The following is a 17,781-nucleotide window of genomic DNA, read 5'->3' as shown; positions in this document are numbered from 1 at the left end:
GCGCGGTGGCGCGCGGCGGCCCGTTGCGGACCGTCGCGTCAAGCATTACAGCGCGTGCGGCGCCTGCAGTTCGCCTTGCGCCGCGCCGGCCATCCGGCGCATGTCGAAGCCCGACGGGTGCTGGTACACGCGCAGCCCGAATTCCGGCAGCACCGCGATCAGGTGATCGAACAGGTCGGCCTGGATCGTCTCGTAGTCGACCCAGCTCGTCGTGTCGGTGAAGCAGTACAGTTCGAGCGGAATGCCTTCGGCCGTCAGCGGCAGCTGGCGCGCCATGCACGTCATGTCGCGGCGGATTCGCGGATGGCCCTTCAGGTAGTTCGCGACGTACGCGCGGAACGTGCCGAGATTCGTCAGCTGGCGGCGGTTCGCCGGGCATTCGCCCGCCGTGCCGAGCGTGCCGTTCCATTGCGCGATCGCGTCGACCTTGTCTTCCAGGTAGTCCTTCAGCAGCGTCAGGCGTTCGAGCCGTGCGATCTCGTCGTTGTCGAGAAAGCGGACGCTCGTCGCATCGATGAACAGCGCGCGCTTGATGCGGCGCCCGCCGGCTTCGGTCATCCCGCGCCAGTTCTGGTAGCTCTCGGTGATCAGCTTCCATGTCGGCACCGTGATGATCGTGTGATCGAAGTTCGCGACCTTCACCGTGTTCAGCGTGATGTCGATGACGGTGCCGTCCGCGCCGGCCGACGGCATCGTGATCCAGTCGCCGATCCGCAGCATGTCGTTCGACGACAGCTGCACGCCGGCCACGAGGCCGAGCAGCGTGTCCTTGAAGATCAGCATCAGCACTGCCGACATCGCGCCGATGCCCGACAGCAGCAAGCCGATCTGCTTGCCGGTCGCGTCGCCGATCACGACGAGCGCGGCCGTGATGTACATCACGAGCTTGACGAGCTGCATCGCGCCTTTGAGCGACAGGCGCGGCTGGTCGCGATGGCTCATGCGATGCGTGTGTTCGAGCGCGGACAGCGTCGCGCTGATCGTCATCGACACCACCAACACGATCAGCGCGAACAGCACCTTGTCGGCGGCCTGCGCGGCCGCGGCCGGGATCCCGGGCACTGCCGCGAGCCCGAGCTTGATCACGACGAACGGCACGATGCGGTTCAGCCACTTGAATGCGCCGAACTCGAACAGCGCGTCGTCGATGCGCGTGGCCGACAGCCGCGCGAGGCGCGCGACCACGCGGAACAACAGGAAATGGACGGCGGCCGTGATCGCGCCGGCGGCGGCGAGCAGAATGAGGAGGCCGACGAGCGGCGCAAACCAGGATTCGTTTAGGGTCATAAGGGCAGGCAGGGTCCTTCTCGTGCGTTGAATCTGCGCCGCCATGCGGCGCGCGCCCGGTGAAGGGCATATGAAAGGGACCGTGATTGTGCCATCGGGTTCCGGGCGGACGTGGCGAATGCATGACGTGCTCGCGTCGATGGATATCCCGCAGGTGCTCGGTTATGCGTGCATCGCCGGCATGCCGGTCGTGACGGGCCTCTCTCTATACCGTGTTCCTGCCGCTGATCGCGTGCGCGTGCTTCGGCGCGTCGTCCATCTTCCCGACACTGCATCAGACGCTGGAAGCGGCAGGCATGACGCTGGCACAGCAAGTGCCACATGCCGTGTAACGGCACGCCCCGTCATTCAGTGCGAACCGACTCGCGCGCCCCCGTCGCCCGTGCGCCCGCGCCACTCGACCATCGCGGCAGCCGCAGCGTCGTCACGAAGCTCGCCGCATGCAGCGCGCAAAGCAAGCCGAACGCCCACGCGTAGGCGACCCCATGCGTGCCGCCCGTCGACACCGATTCGGCCTGCAACCGCCACGCGAGAAACAGCGTGCAGAGCGTCGTGAACGTCGGGCCGCCGAGGCGCTGGACGATATTGAGCGACGTCGTCGCCATCGGCAGGTTGCGCCGTTCGACCGATGCATACGCGGCAGACATCGACGGGATGCCGATCGCGCTCTGGCCCATTCCGCGCACGAACAGCGCGGGCACCAGCACGTAGGGATCGTAGCCGGCCAGCGCGAGATACACGATCGGCAGCGTCGCGACGAGCGCGAGCATCGCGCCGGCGGCGGCCAGCCGGCGCACGCCGAACCGGCTCGTCAGCGCGCCCATCAACGGATACGTGACGAGCATGCCGAGCCCGAGCGGAGCCAGCAGCCAGCCCATCTCGCCGGGCGAGCGGCCGCACGCCTGGATCAGGAATACCGGAATCAACATTTGGCCTGCGTAGATCGCGCCGTTCGACAGAAATTGCGTGGCGGCGGCCGCGCCGAACACGCGCGCGCGAAACAGCGCGACGTCGATCAGCGCACGCGCGCCTTTGCGTCGCTCGACGCGCAGGAACGCCGCGAGCAGCAGCACAGAAACAGCGATTGCCGCGATACCCGGCACGGCGTCGATCCGCTCCGCGCCATACAGGAACAGCACGAGCGCGGGCGACAGCAGCGCGAGGCCGACCCAGTCGAGTTCGCGTCGCTGCGTTTCGTCGCGATCGCCGGGCAGGAACCACACGGCCAGCGCAAGCGCCAGCGCGCCGACCGGCAGGTTCACGAGAAAGAGCCAGCGCCACGACGCGTGCTGCAGGATCGCGCCGGCGACGACCGGGCCGAGGATCGGTGCGATCAGCACGGGCACCGCCGCATAACCGATCACGCGCGCCATCTGTTGGCCGGCCACGCGCGCGATCATCATCTGCGCCATCGGCGCGAGCAACCCGCCGCTGATGCCTTGCAGCACACGGAACGCGATCAGCGACGGCGCCGACCACGCGAGCCCGCACAGCGCCGACGTCAGCGTGAACGCGGAGAAACACCACAGGTACAGCGCCTTCGCACCGATGCGGTCGACGAGCCAGCCGTTCAGCGGCAACACCAGCGTGAGCGCGAGCAGGTAGCCGCTCGTCACCCACTGGATCGTCGACAGGCTCGCGTGCAGGTCGGTCGCGAGGCTCGACAGCGATACGTTGACGATCGTCGCGTCGAGTTGCGACAGCAGCCCGCCGAGCGTCGCGACCGCGCTGACTTTCCAGATCGCCGGATCGAGCCGGCCGGCCGGATGGCCCGGCGCCGGCCGAGTGCGCGTGTCGTTCATGCGCCGCGCCGGTCGAGCAGCGCGAGGATCTCTTGCGTCGAACCGGTCTCACCGAGACGCGGGAACACCCGTTCGACGCTGTTCGTGTGCGCGTCCGCGTTGAGGTCCGTCATCGCGTCGACCGCCAGCGTCACGTTGTAGCCGAGTTCGTGCGCCTGGCGTGCCGTCGATTCGACGCCGATGCTGGTCGCGACGCCGGTCAGCACGATCTGCGTGACGCCAGCTGCTTTCAGGTACGCGTCGAGATCGGTCGCGGTGAACGCACCCCAGGTCTTCTTCGTCACGACGTGGTCGCCCGGCTGGCGGTTCAGTTCGGGTACGAGGTCGGTCCAGTCGGCAGGAAGGGCATCCAGACGTGCCTGCTGCTGCGTGCGGCCCGGCGCGCCGCCGGCGACGTTGACGAGTACGACCGGCAGCCCGCGCTCGCGGAATGCGTCGAGCAGTTCGCGCGTGCGATCGATCACCGGGGCGACGGGGTGGGACGTGGGCAGCGCGACGATGCCTTTTTGCAGGTCAATGACGACGAGCGCCGTGTTCGTGTCGAGACGGGTTGTGCTCATGGTGCTGATGCTCCGTGAATTGGGCAAAGGAACGCGTGCGCGCGGATGCCGCGCCGCACGCGGGCGGCGGTCATTGCTCGCCGATGCGCCGGATCAGCGGAATCGCGGCGGCGAGCGTGCGGATCTCTTCAGGGTCGAGTTTCTCGATCGCGGCGCCGAGCCACTTGTGCTTCGCGGTGTCGCGCTTGCGTCGTCCTTCCCGGCCGGCCGCGGTCAGCAGGAACAGGATCTGGCGGCCGTCGGTCGGGTGCGGCTGGCGTTCGACGAGCCCGTCTTCCTCGAGGCTCGCGAGGATCGCCTTCATCGACTGCGGCTTCATCGCCTCGGCGCGGGCGAGGTCGGCGGTCGTCATAGGGCCCTGTCGTTCGAGCCGCGCGAGCGCGCTCGTCTGCGACATGCCGAGCCCTTCGGAGTCGATCTCGGAGCGCAGCCGGCGGATCAGCTGGCCGACCGCGAGGGTCAGGTCGCTGGCGACGGTGTCGGCGGAAACGCCGGGTGTGCGGGGTGGTGTCATGTGGCGGAGCATAGAACACGACAGCTAAACTTGCAAGTTTAGCTGTCGAATTGAGTATGAGGCCGGGATGTGCGGTGCGTTGGCGCGATCGGGTGGGGGGAACGGCGAGCGTCGGTGCGGCAGCGGCCGGTCCGCTGAACGAGCGGGTGAGCGGGGGCGAGCAGCGCAGCCTGGCGCTACGCCCGGCGGGGCGACGGAACCGGAACCGGCACGACGTCGTGGTACTTCGGCGACGCATTCTCGTGCAGCAGGTCGCCGAGATATTGCGCGAGTTCGTCCGCGGTGAGCGCGGACGGAATCTGCAGATTGGCCGGCCGCCGCTTGCCTTCGGCGCCGAGATCGAACACGGCCCAGTGGCCGTTCGAGCGCACGACGCTGAGCAGGCGCCCGAATGCGTTGAAACGGTATTCGTCCTGCATGGCGCCGCTCCTTCGTGAATGAGCGCGCCGGCCGCGCGCACCGTGCTTACTGGATCGAGCAGTTCAGCCAGCGATGGATCTTCACCGCATCGCTCGACACGCCGGCGCGCGTCGGTGCGCCGAGCAGCACGATCGTTTCGCGGCGGCCCTTCACGCGCATGCGCATCACGACGCCGTGCCCCGATTCGTTGATGAAGCCGGTTTTCTGCAGCCGGATAGGCAGGCTGCCGCTGCGGACGAGCGGATCGGAGTTCACGTACAGCAGCTCGCCGTCGCCGGCCTGCACGGTGGTCGACGTGTCCGTCGAGAAGTAGCGTATCAGCGGATCTTGCGCGGCCGCGCCGACGAGCCGCGCGAGATCCTCGGCGGTGGACACGTTGTGCGGCGACAACCCGGTCGGTTCGCGGAAGTGCGTTTGACGCATCCCGAGCCGGCGGGCCTCGCGGTTCATCGCCTTCACGAACGCGGTACGGCCGCCCGGATAGTCGCGGCTCAGCGCGGCGGCCGCACGATTTTCCGACGACATCAGCGCGATATGGAACATCTGGCGGCGCGACAGTTCGGCGCCGATCGGCAGCCGCGAACCGGTGAACTTGATCGTGTCGCGGTCGCGTGACGTGACGCGCAGCACGCCGTTCAGCGGCCGGTCCGCGTCACGCGCGACCACGGCGGTCATCAGCTTCGAGATCGACGCGATCGGCCGCACGGTGCGTGCGTTGCGGGCCAGCAGCGGCGTGCCGGAATCGACGTCGAGCACGTAGGCCGCGCGTGAGTGCAGCGAGCGCACCGCGCGCGGGCTGTAGCCGCAGCTCGCGAGCAGGCGCGGCTTCGCGGGGGGGCGCGGGCGAACCGCGTTCGTGCGTTTCGCGCGCCGGTGCTGCGGCGCGGGCGCGGCGTGACGCTTGACCGAGTGATGCTTGACGCGCGGACGGCGGTGCTTGACGGCCTTGTGCTTGCGGTGGGCGGGGGCTTTCTTGACGACTTTCGTATGCGCATGCGGCGCCGCGGTGCGATGCGGCTGCGCGCGCTGCGCGGACGCGTTCGTTGCGAACGCGAGTGTCAGGAACGAGAGGGCGAGGATCAGGAAGGTCCGGGCGCGAGGCAGGCGCGCGATGAGGCCGGTCAAGCGAAAGTCTCCTTTTCACGCGCGTTGCGGCGGCGCGAAATGCATGGGCGGTGAGCGGGTGCGGGAAATTATAAGGTCGATCGCGCGGCGATGACGATCGATGTGCACGCAATGATGCGTGATGCGGGCGGATTCCTGCTGTTTTTTTTGCGGGTGATCGAAGATGCGCGTCCAGCGCAATGCGCGCGACGAGCAGGCTCAGCGCTCAGCGCGGCCAGTTCCGCCGCGACACGACCGCGAAGCTGATCGCGATCGAACCCGTGATGGCGCGCGGCGGCGCGTCGTCCAGCGCATCGCCGAAGCGAAAGCGGCGGCTGCGTCCGTCCACATGTGCAGCACGTTCGGCACGACGCTCGGGCGCCGGCGCATCGGGCTCGACACGGCTTGCGTCGGCGGCCACCGTGTCGCACGAGATATCGGTCGGGCATTCGGCCGCATGATCAACGGACATAAAGTGAATTCCAGAAGAGGGCATGTCCGTATTGAACGTCACGCCGTTCGATCAGTAAAATGAATGTTTCGATCGATACGATTCCTTTAAAGAATGGAATTGAAACTGCTGCGCACCTTCCTGACGGTCACCGAGCTCAGCCATTTCAGCCGCGCGGCCGACGCACTGCACATGAGCCAGCCGGCGCTGAGCAAGCAGATCGGCGCGCTCGAGGCGAGCCTCGGCGGCAAGCTGTTCGAGCGCGGCCGGCACGGCGCGGAACTGACGCCGTTCGGCGAACGCTTCCTGCCCGATGCGCAGGCGCTCGTGCGCGATGCCGACGAGATCCTCGCGCGTGCGCGGGAGGCGACCAGCGGACAACGCGGGCATCTGCGGCTCGGCATCTGCCTGTCGGTGCTGACGCTCGTGCCGAAACTCGTCGCGGAATTCCGTCGCCGCAATCCGGGTATCGCGGTCACGCTGAGCGACCTGTCGTCGTCCGAGCAAACACGCCGGCTGCGCGCCGGCAAGCTCGACGCCGGCTTCCTGCGTCTGCCGTCCGATGAAGGGCTGTCATCGTTCAAGGTGATCGACGAGGCGCTCGCGCTCGCGGTGCCGCCGCATCTCGGCTTCAAGCGCGTGCCGGCCGATCTCGACGTGCTTAACGAGATCGGCTTCATCGCGCTGCAGCGCGCGCGCGGCCCGGGGCTCGCCGCGCAGATCGACCGGTGGTGCGTCGAGCGGCGCTTCGTGCCGCAGGTCACGCAGCAGGCGGAGGACGTGCAATCGGTGCTCACGTCGGTCGCGGCCGGGGTGGGCGTCGCGTTCATTCCGTCGGGCGCGCAGTACCTGCTGCGCGATGCGACCGTCCTGCCGCTCGACGGCAGGGACGCGAAATGGCGCGTCGGACTCGCGTGGCTGTCCGAGCGCGACGATCCGGTGACCACGCGTTTCGTGTCGTTCATGCGCGCGGCGATCAAGGGCGCGTGACGGCGGCGTATAGTGCTCGCGATGGCATCCTTCCTGCATTCCGGCCCGGCGCCGGCTCACGAATCCGAACCGATGACTTCAGCATCCGACGACGCTCCGCTCGACCCCGCACTCGTCGCGACGCTCGCGACGCTGCACGAAGCCGCGACCGATCCGTCCGGCAAGACCTGGTCGCTGCCGAAGATCGCGAAGCGCACGCAATTGCCGATGAGCACGCTGCGTCGCGTGCTGACGCAACTCGACGCCGCCGGGCTGAGCGCGACGACGCTGAGCGACGACGGCACCGGCAGCGCCGCATTGACCGAAGAGGGGCGCGCCGTGTGCGCGCAGCTGTTCGGCGCGAACGACGCCGAATGAAAAAACGGACCGCCCGAAGGCGGTCCGTCGCATGACGGTTCGACATGCGGCATCGGCCGCATCACCGCGGTATCACCACCGCACCGTCAGCCCGCCCATCACGGAGTGACGGTAGGTCTGGTCGTTCAGTCCGTGCCGGTAGCCGATGTCGAGATCGAGCCAGGGCTTCGGCGAATAGATCGCACCGGCGATCACGAACGCCGGATTCGCGCCGGCGCCGCTTTCCGCGTTGCGCGACGTGCCGATGTCCGCCACGATCTGCAGCGTGTCGGTCGCCTTGTAGATCGCCGCGCCCGAGAAGGCCCAGATCGCGGTCAGGTCGCCCTGGCGATTCGGCTGGTACGTCATTCCGGCGTTCGCGAGAAACGAGAACCGCGACACGTCGATTTGCGCGAGCAGCGTCGCGCCGGTTCCGACGCGGCCGGTGCCGAGCCCGCGCCGGTCGTTACCTGTTGGCATCGTCGCCATCGGCTTCAGCGCGAGCGACAGCGGCCCGCGTTCGACAAACCGCCACTTCATGCCGATCTCGACATCGCCGAACCCGGCGCCATTCTCGTCGGTGCGCGTTTGCAGATGCGTGTAGGGCGCGTTGACGTAGACATCGACGCGTTCGCCGAAGCCGCGCGTGAGCGTCGCGTTCCACATCTGGTGGTGGCCGTTTTCGTCCTGTTTCGAGGTTTCCTCGGCATTGAGCTCGAACTGCCAGTTCGCGTTGCCTTGGGTGCCCGGGTCGTCGCTGACGAGCGGGTGGGCGGCAAAGGCGTCGAGTGGCGCGAGCAGGGCGCTCGCGGCCGCGAGCGGGAGCATTCTTTTCATCACGTTACCCTTGGTGCGTCGGCGGCGGCCGGCCCCGCGCGGGCCGGCACGCCGTCGTCCGGAGGAAATCAGAACCACTGCTTGTAGCGACGCACATAGATCGTCTTGACGATCTGCGCGAGCAGGATGTAGCCGACCATCGTCGCCGCGAGCCACAGCCAGTAGGTGCCCGGCAGGTGCATGAAGCCGAGCGAATCCGCGAACGGCGAGAACGGCAGCCAGCAGCCGATGGCGATCGCGGTGAACGTCGACAGCAGCACCGGCAGTGCGGCCGTGCTCTGCAGGAACGGGATCTTCTGCGTGCGCAGCAGATGCACGACGAGCGTCTGCGACACGAGGCTCTCTATGAACCAGCCCGAGTTCATCACGACCTGGCCGCCCGTGCCGCCGTGCAGGTGATACATCGCACCCGCGCCGAACACGGTCCACATCAGGATGTACGTCGTGATGTCGAACACCGACGACGTCGGCCCCACCCACAGCATGAAGCGGCCGATGTTGCCGGCTTCCCACTTGCGCGGCTTCTTCAGGAATTCCGGATCCATCCGGTCCCACGGCAGCAGCATCTGCGACGTGTCGTAGATCAGGTTCAGCACCAGCAGCTGCGTCGCGAGCATCGGCTCCCACGGCAGGAACGCGCTGGCGACGAGCACCGAGAACACGTTGCCGAAGTTCGAGCTGGCCGTCATGTTCAGGTACTTCAGGATGTTGCCGAACGTCTCGCGGCCCTTGATCACGCCTTCCTCGAGCACCATCAGGCTCTTTTCGAGCAGGATGATGTCGGCGGTTTCCTTCGCGATGTCGGCGCCGCTGTCGACCGAAATGCCGACGTCGGCGTCGCGCAGCGCGGGCGCGTCGTTGATGCCGTCGCCGAGGAAGCCGACCGTGTGGCCGTTCGCCTGCAGAGCCTTCACGATGCGTGCCTTCTGCAGCGGCGTGAGCTTCGCGAACACCGTCGTGCGTTCGACGACCTGCGCGAGCGTCGCGTCGTCGAGCGCCTCGATTTCGGCGCCGAGCACCGGCTTGCCCGGCTGGAGGCCGACCTGGCGGCAGACCTTCATCGTGACGGTCGGGTTGTCGCCCGTCAGCACCTTCACCGACACACCGTTCTCGCGCAGCGCGGCGAGCGCCGGCGCGGCCGATTCCTTCGGCGGATCGAGGAAGGTCAGGAAGCCGCGCACGACGAGGTCGCGCTCGTCGGCGGTGCGGTACTGTTCGCGTTCGTCGCCGCGCGGGATCGTGCGCGTCGCGAGCACCAGCACGCGGAAGCCGTCCTCGTTGTACGCGTTCGCCTGTTCGAGCAGCCGCTTGCGCGCGACGAAGTCGAGCGGGCGCACGCCGTCCTCGTCCTGCACATGGGTCGACACCGCAAGCATTTCCTCGACCGCGCCCTTGCAGATCAGCTGGTGCGTGCCGTGCGTGTCCTCGACGACGACCGAGAGGCGGCGGCGCACGAAATCGAACGGCAGCTCGTCGATCTTCTTGTAGCCTTGCGGCTTCACGCGCTCGCCGATCTCGTCGGCGCGCGCGACCACGGCGATGTCGATCAGGTTCTTCTGGCCGCTCTGATGGAAGCTGTTCAGCCAGCCGAGCCGCAGGATGTCCTCGTTCTTGTGGCCGGACAGGTCGAGATGGTGTTCGAGGATGATCTTGTCCTGCGTGAGCGTGCCGGTCTTGTCGGTGCACAGCACGTCCATCGCGCCGAAGTTCTGCACGGAGTTCAGCCGCTTCACGACGACCTTGCGGCGCGCCATCGCGATCGCGCCGCGCGCGAGGTTCGCGCTGACGATCATCGGCAGCATCTCGGGCGTGAGGCCGACGGCCACCGCGAGCGCGAACGTGAGCGCGCTCAGCCAGTCGCCCTTGGTCAGGCCGTTGATCATGAACACGATCGGCACCATCACGAACATGAACTTGATCAGCAGCCAGCTCACGCTCGCGACGCCGCGATCGAAGCTCGTCTCGATCCGCTTGTGGCTCACGACGTTGCGCGCGAGCGAACCGAAGTAGGTGTCCTCGCCGGTCGCGACGACGACGGCCGTCGCGGTGCCGCTTACCACGTTGGTGCCCATGAAGCACACATTTTCGAGATCGAGCAGCGACGTCGACGCGTCGTTCGCCGCGCCCGGCGTGCCGGCCATGCCCGCCATGCCCGTGTGCGCCGACTTGCCGGCGACCGCGCCGAGCGTGTCGTACTTCTCGACCGGCAGCGCTTCGCCGGTCAGCACGGCCTGGCTGATGAACAGGTCGCGCGATGCGAGCAGGCGTACGTCGGCGGGAATCATGTCGCCGGCCGACAGGTGCACGATGTCGCCGACCACCACCTCGCGCATCGGCACCTCGCGGCGCGCCGGCTCGGACGTGTCGGTCACCGCGCGCTGCACGGTCGCCGTCGTGCGCACCATCGCCTTGAGCTTTTCGGCCGCACGCAGCGAACGGAATTCCTGCACGAAGCGCAGCAGCGCGCTGATCGTGACCATCGTCAGCAGGATCGTCATGCCGACGTAGTCGCGCTCGCCGGGCGCCGCGAAGTAGACGTCGGTGCAGAAGCTGATCGCGGCCAGCACCAGCAGCACATAGACGAACGGATTGTGGAACGCGTGCAGCAGCTGGCGGGTCCAGTGCGGCGGCTTGTCGTGCGCGATTTCGTTCGGACCGTGGTGCTGAAGACGATCGGCGGCCTGGTCGTAGGTCAGGCCGCGCGTGCTGGTGCGCAGCGACTTGAAGGTTTCTTCGAGCGGGCGGGCCGCTTCCTGCGCGGCGCGCATGATGCGCGGTTCGTTCTGCTGACCGGGGCCGGCATTGATGAAGCCGCGCTGTTTCTTTTGCGTGGTTTTGCGTTGTGTCATGAGTCGCTCCTTGCGCACGAGGCGGCGGGCGGGGAGCGACCGTGACGTTATCGACGCACGAGCGCTCCCCGCCGCGTCGCGTCAGGCGCGATCGGGTGTGGATCGGTGAAGGGGGGAACGCTCGCCGGCGCGCGCAGTGTTGCGGTCGGAGGATCGATGCGCAGCGGCGCACCGGCGAGCGATAATCGACTACTGTCGTCCGAGTTCATCTGCACTCCTGTCGGTTGCGGGTAGCGGGCACGGGCGATCGGCAGCCGCGCACGCACGAAGGCGCGCGGCGCGATGGCACGCGAACGGAACACGCGCGCAGCTCGCGCGGCGCGCAGCACGAACACACGCGCGGCAGCGTACGGTTACGCAGCGCGGGCATTCGGCGATCGAAAAAATTTGGCGGGGGATTCTGGCCGGTAATCAGGCCGGAAGGACGCCGCATCCTGCTTCCCGGGATGCGGCAGAAGACGAGGCTCTGCGCGGTTTCCTCAGGCAGCAGTCAAGTTGGTCGAGGACCAACTACAACTCGCATCGGTGTTCACAGAACACTCCATGTAATCAGACGGGGCGATGGTAATGGCTCGTCATGCGAAGCGTCAACCTTTTTTCCGCCCTTTATTTTCCGGCAATTCTTGCAGAACGTTAGCGCGACTTAACGCGACGAGATCGGCTGCGCGCATGAAAAAAACGCGCGCATGGCAATGCATGCGCGCGGTCGCGTCGACGCAGCGTGCGGCTTACTGGATGGCAGCCATGACGGCGGCGCCTGCATCGGCGATGCCGGCGCCCGCCGGCAGCGCGGTGCACGACGTGCTGGCCGGCAGCATCGCCGCACGCGCGCCGCCTTGCAGCTTCTGCTGGATCTGCGCGGGCGTGAGGTTGCCGTTCATCGACAACATCAGCCCGACGATGCCCGATACCTGCGGCGTCGCGAGACTCGTGCCGCTCGCGGTGCCGTACGTGTCCGCGCCCGGCGTCGTCGTGCCGCCGTTGGCCGTCGACAGGATGCTGACGCCCGGTGCGCTCAGCGCGACGTCGGAACCGAAGTTGCTGAACGATGCGCGGCGGCCGGTCGCGTCGGTCGCGCCGACGCTGATCACGCCGCGGCAGTTCGCGGGCTGGTCGAACGCGGTCGACAGGCCGTCGTTGCCGGCGGCGACGACGACGGTCACACCCTTCGCGTTCACGTCGTCGATTGCCTGCTGGAACGTCGCGCTGCATGCGCCGACACCACCCAGGCTCAGGTTGATGACCTTCGCGGGATTCGGGTTGGTCGCCACGCCGACGACCGGAATGCCGGCCGCCCAGCGCATCGCGTCGGCGATGTCGCTCGTCTTGCCGCCGCACTTGCCGAGCACGCGCACCGGCAGGATCCGGCCGAGCCACGACACGCCGGCGACGCCGATACCGTTGTTGGCGTTCGCGCCGATCACGCCCATCACGCGTGTGCCGTGCCAGCTGCTGGTGCTCGGTTCGCTTGCGCAGTGATAGTACGGGCCGTTGACATCGTCGAGTTCCTGTTGCGTGACCCAGTCGCCCGGATCGGTGGCATCGGTGCCGCGCGTCTGGCCGTTGTTGCTCGTGTTGATGTTCGAGATGAAGTTGTAGCCGGGCAGCAGGTTGCCGACGAGGTCGGGGTGCGGGCGGTAGCCGGTATCGAGCACGGCCGTGACGACCGTCGGTGAACCCTTGGTGCGCGTCCAGGCGGGCGGCGTGTTGATGCCGACGCTCGCATCGGACAGATACCACTGCTGGCTGTATGAGGGGTCGCTCGGCGTGTCGCGGATTCGCATCGGATGATCGGGTTCCGCGTAGTCGACGTCGCCGTCGGCCGCGAATGCCTGCGCGAGCGCCGCGGCGTCGCCGGACGCGATACGCTGGCCGATCGACAGCACGGCCGCGCCATCCGACAGCGTCCGCTCGACCTGCACGTTCAGCGATGCCTGCGACGCCGTCACGGCGGCATACGCACGGGCGGCGCTCGTCGCCGTCGGCGCCGACCAGCGCGTGATCGAGCGCTGGATCACCGCGTCGAGCCGCGTGCCGGTGTCTAGGGCCGCCATCGCGCGCGTCGCCGTCAGCGTCTTCAGCTTCACGATCAGGTGATCGACCGGCGGCTCGGCCGGTGCGGTGGTCTGGGCGGCCATCTGCGCGGTGGCCTGCTGCGTCGTGCACGCGTTGCCGCCGCTGGGGGCGGGCGGGGTCGTCGGAGGGGCGGGAGTCGGCGTCGGAGCGGGCGACGGCGCGGGGGCCGGCGCTTCATTGGACGAAGACGGTTTGCTGCCGTCGCCGCCACCGCCGCCGCAGCCGGCGAGGGGAAGCAGGGCCGCGGCGGAGAGCATGCCGGCAAGCATGCGCGCGTGAGCGGAGCGGGCCAGCGCGATATTGAAACGTGTGGCTCTCATGGTGAAGCGATCCTCGTAGATAACCGTCGTGCCGGCGGTCGTACCTGGTCCGGAGGAACACCGGACAATGTCGTTTTTGTCTGACGTCTGCCGCGAGGTTGCTGCGACGCGCCATGGATTGGGTAACGGCTACTGCGGGCGCTTCTTGAGTCGTTGTAGGAGAAAAAATGAGATAACCGCAAACGATTGCGATGGTGCGTTGCAGCAATATTGCGGGTCGGATGGCCATAAGCCGGCAGGCAGGACGCGACCGCATGCCGCCGATCGGGCGCGAGGGCGGAGCGACGCGCGTTTGCGCGCCACGGCAAATGCAGCTGCCGCGGGCGCCGGCTCCTTACGCTTTCCCTGATGCGACGCGAATTTTGTCGGGCGTACGATCGCGATTCGATCAAACGTTTCGTCAGGAGAAAAGCATGGATCGCCGCTTCCGTTGGCTGGCCGTCGCGCTGACCTGCGCACTGGCAGGCACCGCGCACGCGCAGGCGCTCACCGGCACGCTGAAGAAGATCAAGGACACGGGCATCGTGTCGCTGGGTATCCGCGAATCGTCGGTGCCGTTCTCGTATTCGGACAACCAGCAGAAGAACATCGGCTACTCGCGCGACATCGCGGCGCGCATCATCGACGCGCTCAAGGCGGAGCTGAAGGCGCCGAACCTGACGGTGAAGGAAATCCCGATCACGTCGCAGAACCGGATTCCGCTGCTGCAGAACGGCACGATCGACTTCGAGTGCGGGTCGACGACCAACACGCTGGAGCGGCAGAAGCAGGCCGCGTTCTCCAACAGCATCTTCCTGTACGGGATCCGCTTCAGCACGCGCAAGGACTCGGGCGTGAAGGACTTCGCGGACCTGGCCGGCAAGACGGTCGCGACGACGGCCGGCACGTCGGACGAGCGCCTGCTGCGCAAGCTCAACGAGGAGAAGGGGATGAACATGACGATCATCAGCGCGAAGGACCACGCCGAAGCGTTCATGAACGTCACGACGGGGCGCGCGGTCGCGTTCGTGATGGATGAGCCGCTGCTGTACGGCGAGATCGCGAAGGACCGCAACCCGGGCGCGTACACGGTAGCGGGCACGCCGCTCGTCCATGAAAACTACGCATGCATGATGCGCAAGGACGATCCTGCGTTCAAGCACGTGGTCGACGGCGTGATCGCGAAGCTGCAGACTTCCGGCGCGGCCGAGAAGCTCTACGACCAGTGGTTCATGCAGCCGATTCCGCCGAAGGGCGTGAGCCTCAACTATCCGCTGTCGCCGGAGATGAAGCAGCTGTTCAGGAATCCGACGGATCAAGCGCAGTACTGAGCGGAAAGCGTCGAGTCAGCGTGCGGGCCGACACGTAGCGTGCTCGGCCTCCACGATCGAATCCGTCCGGCCTGCGGGCCGGCGTCGCGGCGCGCATCCTGCGGCCGTAGTGGGGTCCGTGCGCATCGCGCCGGATGCTGAAACCCGTCCTCTGATCCCTCACCGCACGCGTCGCGCGTGCCGTGCCGCACTTCGAAGGGCCTCGATCCGGGGCCCGTCTCCACCGGTCTTTTCCCTCCTTCCCCAAACGCATGCTCGTGCCGACGCGTGGTGCGCGTGTGCGTGCCGACTCGCGTCCGGTGATGTCGTCTGCCGCGTAAACCCGAATTCAGATTTCAATTTGAACTGGTCAGAATCGGCCGAAATTGTTCAACAATTTTCGGCGGAAAATCCCGGAAAGCCGCATAGGGCGGCCCGCGGGAGGCGTTGCGACGTTTCAGCGCGGGAGCCGAATAACCCAGGAGCTTCGCCATGTCCGCCCGTTTCCCGCTTCGACATTTCCTCCGCGGCGCGCTCGTGCCGTTCGCATTCGCGTGCTCGCTCGCGGCCGCGGCGCCGCTGCAGACGGTGCGGCCCGGCACCTTGCTGGTGGGCTCCGACCTCACGTATCCGCCTTACGCGTACCTGGAAGCCGGCAAGCCCGCCGGCTTCGACGCCGAGTTCGCGCGGCTGCTCGCGCGTCACCTGAAGCTTGAGCCGGTGTTCCTCGATACGCGCTTTCCGGACCTGATCCTCGGCATGAAGGCGCGCCGCTTCGACGTCGTTGCATCCGCGCTGTACGTGACGCCCGATCGCGTGAAGCAGGTCGATTTCGTGCCGTACCTGAAGACGGGCGCATCGCTGCTCGTCGCGAAGGGCAGCGCGTTCCTGCCGAAGACGCCGCAGGACCTGTGCGGCAAGCGGGTCGGCTCGATCAAGGGTGCGTCGTGGACGCCGAAGCTGCGTGCGGTGTCGCAGGACACGTGCAAGGCGGCCGGGCACGGCGAGATCGCGATCCTCGAGTTCCCGACGTCGCCGGAAGCGACGTCGGCGCTGATGTCGAAGGCGGTCGATGTCCAGATCGAGGACGCGGCCGTCGCGCAGGGGATTCCGAAGCAGACGAACGGACGTGTCGACATCAGTTCGACGACGCTGTTGTATCCGATCGTCATCGGCCTCGGCATGACGAAGGGCGATAGCGGCCTGCAGGGTGCGCTCGAGCGCGCATTGAACGATGCGAAGCGCAGCGGCGAGTACGGCAGCCTCGTGAAGAAATACGGATTGCAGGAGCCGACGGCCGCCGACGTCGCCAATGCGCTCGGTACTGCGAAGTAGGCACGCAGCAAGCCTGTAGCAAGCACGACCCGACCACCGCGCGCACCGCGCGGCCGCATCTCCATCCGCGGTTGAGGAGTCATCGATGCAGTTCGATTGGCACTATGCGTTTCAGCTCTTGTGGGACAAGGATTTCTGGCGCGCCTGCGTCGTGGTCGTCGAACTCAGCGTCGTCGCGTGGCTGCTCGGCGTGTTGCTCGGGTTTCCGGTGGCGCTCGCGAGACAGTCGCACCGGCCGCTGCTGAAGCGGGCGGCGGCCGTCTACATCTGGTTCTTCCGCAGCCTGCCGCTGCTCGTGCTGCTGGTCTTCATCTACAACCTGCCGCAAGTCTTTCCCGCGACCAGCGCGGTGCTGTCCGATCCGTTCACGGCCGGCCTGATCGCGATGGTGCTGAGCGAGACCGCGTATTTCGCGGAAATCCATCGCGGGGGGATCCTGTCGGTGCCGCGCGGGCAGATCGAGGCCGGCCGCGCGCTGGGTATCCGCTTCGCCGGCATCCAGCGGTTGATCGTGATGCCGCAGGCGATCCGCATCGCGCTGCCCGCGCTCGCGAACGAGTTCATCACGATCGTGAAGCTCACGTCGCTGGTGTCGGTGATTTCGCTGGCCGAGATTCTGCTCGTCGGACAGCGGCTGTACACGCAGAACTTCCTCGTGTTCGAAACGATGCTGGCCGTGGCGTTCTACTACGTGTTGATCGTGACCGTGTTCAGCCGGCTGCTCGGCTATCTCGAGCGGCACCTCGACGTCAGTCGGCGCACGCCCGTCCAGGCCGACGAGATCGATCTCGCGCTGCCGCCGTCGGCGCCGGCCGTCGCGCCGAGACAGCGGGCGAACGCCGAATTCGCGCTTCGCCTGAAAGGCGTGCAGCAGCGCTACGGCCGCCACGAAGTGTTGAAGGATATTCATCTCGACGTCGTGCCGGGGCAGGTCGTGTCGATCATCGGCCCGTCCGGCTCGGGCAAGACGTCGCTGATCCGCACCATCAACGGGCTCGCGCCGGTGAACGCGGGCGAGATCGACCTGTACGGCGAGCCGTTCATCCGCGCGTCGGGTTCGCATCCGCCGCGCGTGTCGCACGAGCGCATCCTCGATATCGGCATGGTGTTCCAGAGCTTCAACCTGTTCCCGCACCGCACCGCGCTGCAGAACGTGATGATGGCGCCGTGCTATCACCGGCAGGCCGATGCGGCGGCGATCCGGCTGCAGGCGCTGTCGCTGCTCTCGAAGGTCGGGATGCTCGAACATGCGAACAAGTATCCGCACCAGCTTTCCGGCGGCCAGCAGCAGCGTGTGGCCATCGCGCGCGCACTCGCGACGCGGCCGTCGATCATGCTGTTCGACGAGCCGACGTCGGCGCTCGATCCCGAACTCGTCGGCGAAGTGCTGAAGGTCGTCGAGACGCTGGCGAAGGAAGGGATGACGATGATCATCGTGACCCATGAAATGAACTTCGCGTTCAAGGTCTCCGACCGGATCGTGTTCATGGAAAGCGGGCGCATCCTGTACGACGTGCCGCCGGAGCGGATTCGCGGCAGCGGCGACGCGCGCGTGAAGGATTTTCTGAAACACGTTCACATCGCATGACGAACGACTGGACCGGAGCACGA

Annotated in this window: 16 protein-coding genes and 1 pseudogene; 6 read left to right on the top strand and 11 right to left on the bottom strand. The window is 67.1% G+C overall.

Features of this window, described 5'->3' with window-relative positions:
- Nucleotides 1-45: 45 nt before the first annotated feature.
- The gene (locus ACP26O_RS17135) at nucleotides 46-1,287 is read right to left on the bottom strand and encodes a mechanosensitive ion channel family protein (protein WP_175659088.1); all 1,242 of its coding nucleotides are present in this window, start codon (nucleotides 1,285-1,287) and stop codon (nucleotides 46-48) included.
- Nucleotides 1,288-1,357: 70 nt separating this feature from the next.
- Between ACP26O_RS17135 and ACP26O_RS17130 the strand changes: the two are divergent.
- Nucleotides 1,358-1,541, top strand: a pseudogene (locus ACP26O_RS17130) (SulP family inorganic anion transporter); the annotation flags it as partial.
- A gap of 90 nt (nucleotides 1,542-1,631) precedes the next feature.
- Here ACP26O_RS17130 and ACP26O_RS17125 read toward each other — a convergent pair.
- The 6 genes from ACP26O_RS17125 to ACP26O_RS17100 all read right to left on the bottom strand — a co-directional run bounded on the left by ACP26O_RS17125 (nucleotide 1,632) and on the right by ACP26O_RS17100 (nucleotide 6,159).
- Entirely contained in the window at nucleotides 1,632-3,089 is a 1,458-nt protein-coding gene (locus tag ACP26O_RS17125; protein ID WP_175663685.1) for a DHA2 family efflux MFS transporter permease subunit, read from the bottom strand.
- Nucleotides 3,086-3,649: an isochorismatase family protein gene (locus tag ACP26O_RS17120; protein ID WP_175663686.1), complete on the bottom strand. Its 564-nt coding sequence runs from the start codon at nucleotides 3,647-3,649 to the stop codon at nucleotides 3,086-3,088. The genes ACP26O_RS17125 and ACP26O_RS17120 overlap by 4 nt, the downstream gene beginning before the upstream one ends.
- Nucleotides 3,650-3,719: 70 nt before the next feature.
- Nucleotides 3,720-4,175 (bottom strand): MarR family winged helix-turn-helix transcriptional regulator, encoded by a 456-nt coding sequence (locus tag ACP26O_RS17115; protein WP_175663687.1) that lies wholly within the window; start codon nucleotides 4,173-4,175, stop codon nucleotides 3,720-3,722.
- Nucleotides 4,176-4,339: 164 nt separating this feature from the next.
- Nucleotides 4,340-4,582, bottom strand: coding sequence for a DUF7661 family protein (locus ACP26O_RS17110; protein WP_175663688.1), 243 nt, complete (start codon nucleotides 4,580-4,582; stop codon nucleotides 4,340-4,342).
- Between the two features lie 46 nt (nucleotides 4,583-4,628).
- A complete protein-coding gene (locus tag ACP26O_RS17105) occupies nucleotides 4,629-5,708 on the bottom strand; it encodes a serine hydrolase (RefSeq protein WP_175663689.1) in 1,080 nt (359 codons plus the stop codon).
- Nucleotides 5,709-5,913: 205 nt separating this feature from the next.
- A complete protein-coding gene (locus tag ACP26O_RS17100) occupies nucleotides 5,914-6,159 on the bottom strand; it encodes a hypothetical protein (protein ID WP_175663690.1) in 246 nt (81 codons plus the stop codon).
- 93 nt (nucleotides 6,160-6,252) lie between these two features.
- On the opposite strand from ACP26O_RS17100, the gene ACP26O_RS17095 reads away from it, so the two are divergent.
- Both ACP26O_RS17095 and ACP26O_RS17090 read left to right on the top strand, forming a co-directional pair.
- Entirely contained in the window at nucleotides 6,253-7,128 is an 876-nt protein-coding gene (locus ACP26O_RS17095; RefSeq protein ID WP_012366223.1) for a LysR family transcriptional regulator, read from the top strand.
- Between the two features lie 72 nt (nucleotides 7,129-7,200).
- Nucleotides 7,201-7,485, top strand: coding sequence for a transcriptional regulator (locus ACP26O_RS17090; RefSeq protein ID WP_175701204.1), 285 nt, complete (start codon nucleotides 7,201-7,203; stop codon nucleotides 7,483-7,485).
- A gap of 72 nt (nucleotides 7,486-7,557) precedes the next feature.
- Here the strand turns inward: ACP26O_RS17090 and ACP26O_RS17085 are convergent, their stop codons facing one another.
- The 3 genes from ACP26O_RS17085 to ACP26O_RS17075 form a co-directional block, all read right to left on the bottom strand.
- On the bottom strand, nucleotides 7,558-8,301 hold the full coding sequence (locus ACP26O_RS17085; RefSeq protein WP_175663692.1) for a transporter: 744 nt from the start codon (nucleotides 8,299-8,301) through the stop codon (nucleotides 7,558-7,560).
- A 68-nt stretch (nucleotides 8,302-8,369) separates the two neighbouring features.
- Complete coding sequence (gene mgtA, locus ACP26O_RS17080; protein WP_175663693.1) at nucleotides 8,370-11,150, bottom strand: magnesium-translocating P-type ATPase; 2,781 nt, start codon at nucleotides 11,148-11,150, stop codon at nucleotides 8,370-8,372.
- 728 nt (nucleotides 11,151-11,878) lie between these two features.
- Nucleotides 11,879-13,546, bottom strand: a complete 1,668-nt coding sequence (locus ACP26O_RS17075; RefSeq protein ID WP_175663694.1) for a S8 family peptidase — start codon at nucleotides 13,544-13,546, stop codon at nucleotides 11,879-11,881.
- Between the two features lie 413 nt (nucleotides 13,547-13,959).
- Here ACP26O_RS17075 and ACP26O_RS17070 point away from each other — a divergent pair, with 413 nt between their 5' ends.
- On the top strand, nucleotides 13,960-14,856 hold the full coding sequence (locus tag ACP26O_RS17070) for a glutamate/aspartate ABC transporter substrate-binding protein (RefSeq protein WP_105831185.1): 897 nt from the start codon (nucleotides 13,960-13,962) through the stop codon (nucleotides 14,854-14,856).
- Between the two features lie 335 nt (nucleotides 14,857-15,191).
- On the opposite strand, the gene ACP26O_RS17065 is transcribed toward ACP26O_RS17070, so the two are convergent.
- The gene (locus ACP26O_RS17065; RefSeq protein ID WP_158380540.1) at nucleotides 15,192-15,329 is read right to left on the bottom strand and encodes a hypothetical protein; all 138 of its coding nucleotides are present in this window, start codon (nucleotides 15,327-15,329) and stop codon (nucleotides 15,192-15,194) included.
- On the opposite strand from ACP26O_RS17065, the gene ACP26O_RS17060 reads away from it, so the two are divergent.
- Complete coding sequence (locus tag ACP26O_RS17060; protein WP_175663695.1) at nucleotides 15,328-16,170, top strand: ABC transporter substrate-binding protein; 843 nt, start codon at nucleotides 15,328-15,330, stop codon at nucleotides 16,168-16,170. The genes ACP26O_RS17065 and ACP26O_RS17060 overlap by 2 nt on opposite strands.
- Before the next feature lie 85 nt (nucleotides 16,171-16,255).
- Nucleotides 16,256-17,758 (top strand): amino acid ABC transporter permease/ATP-binding protein, encoded by a 1,503-nt coding sequence (locus ACP26O_RS17055; protein WP_175663696.1) that lies wholly within the window; start codon nucleotides 16,256-16,258, stop codon nucleotides 17,756-17,758.
- Nucleotides 17,759-17,781 lie beyond the last annotated feature (23 nt).

The sequence above is a fragment of the Burkholderia sp. R-40 genome (assembly GCF_049942845.1).
Taxonomy (GTDB): domain Bacteria; phylum Pseudomonadota; class Gammaproteobacteria; order Burkholderiales; family Burkholderiaceae; genus Burkholderia; species Burkholderia ambifaria.
The sequence above is the reverse complement of the archived record's forward strand: the minus strand, read 5'-3'. Positions and strand labels throughout refer to the sequence as shown.

Excerpts from the sequence above, each read along its gene's own strand:
- ACP26O_RS17135 (WP_175659088.1), bottom strand. The coding sequence starts at position 1,287 with ATGACCCTAAACGAATCCTGGTTTGCGCCGCTCGTCGGCCTCCTCATT.
- ACP26O_RS17125 (WP_175663685.1), bottom strand. The coding sequence starts at position 3,089 with ATGAACGACACGCGCACTCGGCCGGCGCCGGGCCATCCGGCCGGCCGG.
- ACP26O_RS17120 (WP_175663686.1), bottom strand. The coding sequence starts at position 3,649 with ATGAGCACAACCCGTCTCGACACGAACACGGCGCTCGTCGTCATTGAC.
- ACP26O_RS17115 (WP_175663687.1), bottom strand. The coding sequence starts at position 4,175 with ATGCTCCGCCACATGACACCACCCCGCACACCCGGCGTTTCCGCCGAC.
- ACP26O_RS17110 (WP_175663688.1), bottom strand. The coding sequence starts at position 4,582 with ATGCAGGACGAATACCGTTTCAACGCATTCGGGCGCCTGCTCAGCGTC.
- ACP26O_RS17100 (WP_175663690.1), bottom strand. The coding sequence starts at position 6,159 with ATGTCCGTTGATCATGCGGCCGAATGCCCGACCGATATCTCGTGCGAC.
- ACP26O_RS17095 (WP_012366223.1), top strand. The coding sequence starts at position 6,253 with ATGGAATTGAAACTGCTGCGCACCTTCCTGACGGTCACCGAGCTCAGC.
- ACP26O_RS17090 (WP_175701204.1), top strand. The coding sequence starts at position 7,201 with ATGACTTCAGCATCCGACGACGCTCCGCTCGACCCCGCACTCGTCGCG.
- ACP26O_RS17085 (WP_175663692.1), bottom strand. The coding sequence starts at position 8,301 with ATGAAAAGAATGCTCCCGCTCGCGGCCGCGAGCGCCCTGCTCGCGCCA.
- mgtA (WP_175663693.1), bottom strand. The coding sequence starts at position 11,150 with ATGACACAACGCAAAACCACGCAAAAGAAACAGCGCGGCTTCATCAAT.
- ACP26O_RS17075 (WP_175663694.1), bottom strand. The coding sequence starts at position 13,546 with ATGAGAGCCACACGTTTCAATATCGCGCTGGCCCGCTCCGCTCACGCG.
- ACP26O_RS17070 (WP_105831185.1), top strand. The coding sequence starts at position 13,960 with ATGGATCGCCGCTTCCGTTGGCTGGCCGTCGCGCTGACCTGCGCACTG.
- ACP26O_RS17060 (WP_175663695.1), top strand. The coding sequence starts at position 15,328 with ATGTCCGCCCGTTTCCCGCTTCGACATTTCCTCCGCGGCGCGCTCGTG.
- ACP26O_RS17065 (WP_158380540.1), bottom strand. The coding sequence starts at position 15,329 with ATGGCGAAGCTCCTGGGTTATTCGGCTCCCGCGCTGAAACGTCGCAAC.
- ACP26O_RS17055 (WP_175663696.1), top strand. The coding sequence starts at position 16,256 with ATGCAGTTCGATTGGCACTATGCGTTTCAGCTCTTGTGGGACAAGGAT.